The sequence below is a fragment of the Streptomyces sp. URMC 127 genome (assembly GCF_051386535.1).
Taxonomy (GTDB): domain Bacteria; phylum Actinomycetota; class Actinomycetes; order Streptomycetales; family Streptomycetaceae; genus Streptomyces.
Window position 1 is genome coordinate 1 of sequence record NZ_JBPQTW010000356.1, and the last position, 3,806, is coordinate 3,806.

Annotated in this window: 3 protein-coding genes; 2 read left to right on the forward strand and 1 reads right to left on the reverse strand. The window is 74.5% G+C overall.

Annotated elements, in window-relative coordinates; translation table 11 throughout:
• Nucleotides 1-123 precede the first annotated feature (123 nt).
• On the reverse strand, nt 124-1,473 hold the full coding sequence (locus ACSNOH_RS33795) for a class II 3-deoxy-7-phosphoheptulonate synthase (RefSeq protein ID WP_436725270.1): 1,350 nt from the start codon (nt 1,471-1,473) through the stop codon (nt 124-126).
• Between the two features lie 188 nt (nt 1,474-1,661).
• Here ACSNOH_RS33795 and ACSNOH_RS33800 point away from each other — a divergent pair, with 188 nt between their 5' ends.
• Together ACSNOH_RS33800 and ACSNOH_RS33805 are read left to right on the forward strand one after the other, a co-directional pair.
• Nucleotides 1,662-1,718 carry a trp operon leader peptide gene (locus ACSNOH_RS33800; RefSeq protein ID WP_436725272.1) on the forward strand — a complete coding sequence of 19 codons (57 nt, stop codon included), beginning with the start codon at nt 1,662-1,664 and terminating at the stop codon, nt 1,716-1,718.
• Between the two features lie 93 nt (nt 1,719-1,811).
• Nucleotides 1,812-3,785, forward strand: a complete 1,974-nt coding sequence (locus ACSNOH_RS33805) for an anthranilate synthase family protein (protein WP_436725271.1) — start codon at nt 1,812-1,814, stop codon at nt 3,783-3,785.
• The last annotated feature ends 21 nt before the right edge of the window (nt 3,786-3,806 follow it).

Sequence of the window (3,806 nt, forward strand, 5' to 3'; positions counted from 1 at the left end):
CGCCCCCCCCCCCCCCCCCCCCCCCCCCCCCCCCCCCCCCCCCCCCCCCCCCCCCCCCCCCCCCCCCCCCCCCCCCCCCCCCCCCCCCCCCCCCCCCCCCCCCCGCGCTCGGCTCGCGTGTGCCTACTGGTCGCGGTACATCTCCGCGACGAGGAAGGCCAGGTCCAGCGACTGGCTGCGGTTGAGGCGCGGGTCGCACGCCGTCTCGTAGCGCTGGTGCAGGTCGTCGACGAAGATCTCGTCGCCGCCGCCCACGCACTCGGTGACGTCGTCACCGGTGAGCTCGACGTGGATGCCGCCCGGGTGGGTGCCGAGGCTCTTGTGGACCTCGAAGAAGCCCTTGACCTCGTCCAGCACGTCGTCGAAGCGGCGGGTCTTGTGGCCCGAGGCCGCCTCGAAGGTGTTGCCGTGCATCGGGTCGCAGATCCACGCCACCTGGGCGCCGGAGGCGGTGACCTTCTCCACCAGCTCCGGGAGGTGGTCACGGATCTTGCCCGCGCCCATGCGGGTGATGAACGTGAGCCGGCCCGGCTCGCGCTCCGGGTCGAGCCGCTCGATCAGGGTGAGGGCGTCCTCGGCCGTCGTGGTCGGGCCGAGCTTCACCCCGATGGGGTTGCGGATCCGGGAGGCGAACTCGATGTGCGCGCCGTCCAGCTGGCGGGTGCGCTCACCGATCCACACCATGTGGCCGGAGACGTCGTACAGGTTCCCGGTGCGGGAGTCCGTACGGGTCAGGGCCGACTCGTAGTCCAGGATCAGCGCCTCGTGCGAGGAGTAGAACTCCACCGTCTTGAACTCCTCCGGGTCCACCCCGCAGGCGTTCATGAAGTTCAGCGCACGGTCGATCTCGCGGGCCAGGGCCTCGTAGCGCTGCCCGGACGGGGAGGACTTCACGAAGTCCTGGTTCCAGGCGTGCACCTGCCGCAGGTCGGCGTAGCCACCGGTGGTGAAGGCGCGCACCAGGTTCAGCGTGGCCGACGACGCGTGGTACATCCGCTTCAGCCGCTGCGGGTCCGGGGTGCGGGCCTCGGCGGTGAAGGCGAAGCCGTTGACGGAGTCGCCGCGGTAGGTCGGCAGGGTCACGCCGTCGCGCGTCTCGGTCGGCTTCGAGCGCGGCTTGCTGTACTGACCGGCGATCCGGCCGACCTTGACCACGGGCACCTGGCCCGCGTAGGTCAGCACGGCGCCCATCTGCAGCAGCGTCTTGAGCTTGTTGCGGATCTGGTCGGCGCCCACGGCGTCGAAGGCCTCGGCGCAGTCGCCGCCCTGGAGCAGGAACGCCTCTCCACGGGCGACCGCTCCCAGGCGCTGGCGCAGCTGGTCGCACTCGCCCGCGAAGACGAGCGGCGGATAGGACTCGAGCTCGGCGATCACATCGCGCAGAGCCTCTTGGTCCGGCCATTCGGGCTGCTGCGCCGCGGGAAGGGAGCGCCAGGTGTTGCCACCGGCGTGGATTTCAGCGTTCACGGTCACGCTCCAACCCTACGGGGTCGCGGCCGCTGTCCGGCCGCCGGACCGCACTTTGAGACATGCCGGGACGAGGGGCGGGGCGGCCCGCGGGCGGCACGCGCCCGCCGCTTGCCCCGGAAGCTTCCCTTCCGACAGGCCGGGGGCGGCTCATACCCGCCGGTAGGCACCCGGCCTCGGGTAGGGTGCCCAGCATGTTCGCGCAGCAGAACCAGAACTGGTGGTGGACCGCTCATCCGGCGGCCCACTGATCGCGCGTACACCGAACGCACCGCGAAGGCCGCCCGAGGGGCGGCCTTCCGCGTTTCCCGGGCCGTTCCTCCCTCTCACCGGAAGGAACCCCCATGACCCTCGCCACCGCACCGGCCGCCGGCACCGCCGCCCTGCTCGCCCGGCTGACCGGCCCCGGCTGCCCGCCCTTCGCCCTCCTCCACCGCCGCACGCCCGGCCTCCCCCACGGCGCCGGGGACGCGGCGGGCGCTCCCCCCGGCACCGTCGAGCTGCTCCTCGGCCCCGTCGAGGATGTCGAGCGCCTCACCGACATCCCGCTGCCCACCGGCCGGCCCGCCGGGGGCCGCCCCGTCCACGACGCCCTCGCCCTCGTGCCCTTCCGGCAGATCCGCGAGCGCGGCTTCGACGTCCGCGACGACGGCACGCCGCTGGCCGTCCTGCGCCCCCGCGAGGCCCACGAGCTGCCCCTCGCCGAGGTGCTCGCCGCGCTGCCGGACCATGCCGTACGGGTCGAGGGCGGCGCGTTCGACGTGAGCGACGACGCCTACGCGGACATCGTCCGGCGCGTCATCGAGGACGAGATCGGCACCGGCGAGGGCGCCAACTTCGTCATCCGGCGGACCTTCGAGGGCGAGATCCACGGCTTCACGCCCGCCGACGCCCTGGCCCTCTTCCGGCGGCTGCTGGCCGGCGAGCGCGGCGCGTACTGGACGTACGTCGTGCACACCGGCGACCGCACCCTCGTCGGCGCCAGCCCCGAGGTGCACGTGCGCATGTCCGGCGGGACCGTCGTCATGAACCCCATCAGCGGCACCTACCGCTACCCCGCCGGCGGCCCCGACCGGGAGGGCCTGCTGGCCTTCCTCCACGACCGCAAGGAGGTCGAGGAGCTGTCCATGGTCGTGGACGAGGAGCTGAAGATGATGTGCACCGTGGGCGACCGGGGAGGCGTCGTCGTCGGGCCGCGGCTCAAGGAGATGGCCCACCTCGCCCACACCGAGTACGAGCTGCGCGGCCGCTCCTCCCTCGACGTGCGCGACGTGCTCCGCGAGACGATGTTCGCCGCCACCGTCACCGGCTCCCCCGTGCAGAACGCCTGCCGCGTCATCGAGCGCCACGAGCCCGGCGGCCGCGGCTACTACGCGGGCGCCCTCGCGCTCATCGGCCGGGACGCGGGCGGGGCCCGGACCCTGGACTCGCCCATCCTCATCCGCACCGCCGACATCGACCGCCGCGGCCGGCTCCGCGTCGGGGTCGGCGCCACCCTCGTCCGCCGCTCCGACCCGTACGCCGAGGTCGCCGAGACCCACGCCAAGGCGGCCGGCGTCCTCGCGGCCCTCGGCGTCCGCGCCCCGCGGGCCGCCCGGCCCGCGCTGCCGCCCGCCCGGCTCGCCGACGACCCGCAGGTGCGCGCCGCGCTCGACGCCCGCCGCGCGGACCTCGCCCCCTTCTGGCTGCGCATGCAGTCCGCCGGGGACACCGCGCCCACCGCCCGGCTCACCGGGCACGCCCTGGTCGTCGACGGCGAGGACACCTTCACGGCCATGCTCGCCCACCTGCTGCGCACCTCCGGCCTTGCGGTGACCGTGCGGCGCTACGACGAGCCCGGCCTCCGCGAGGCCGCCCTCGCCCACGAGGGGCCCGTCGTCCTGGGCCCCGGCCCGGGCAACCCGGCGGACGCGGCCGACCCCAAGATGCGGCTGCTGCGCAACCTGGCGGCGGAGCTCCTGCGCGGCCACCGGCACGGTCTGCTGGGCGTGTGCCTGGGGCACGAGCTGATCGCGGCGGAGCTGGGCCTTGCGATCGTCCGCAAGGACGTGCCGTTCCAGGGGGCGCAGGAGCGGATCGACTTCTTCGGGCGGCCGGAGACGGTGGGGTTCTACAACACGTTCACGGCACGGTGTTCCGCTGCCGCGGAGGCGGAGCTGGCGATGCACCGGGTGGAACTGAGCCGGGACGCGGCGACGGGCGATGTGCACGCTCTCCGCGGGCCCGGTTTCGCGGGCGTCCAGTTCCACCCCGAGTCGGTCCTGACGCTGGACGGAGCGGCGATCGTGGCGGAGCTGCTGGCGAGCGTGCTGGTCTGACCCGCCGCTGCGCGGCGGGTC

Bases quoted from the DNA above. Each gene is read 5' to 3' on its own strand.
- ACSNOH_RS33805 (WP_436725271.1), top strand. From the start codon at position 1,812: ATGACCCTCGCCACCGCACCGGCCGCCGGCACCGCCGCCCTGCTCGCC.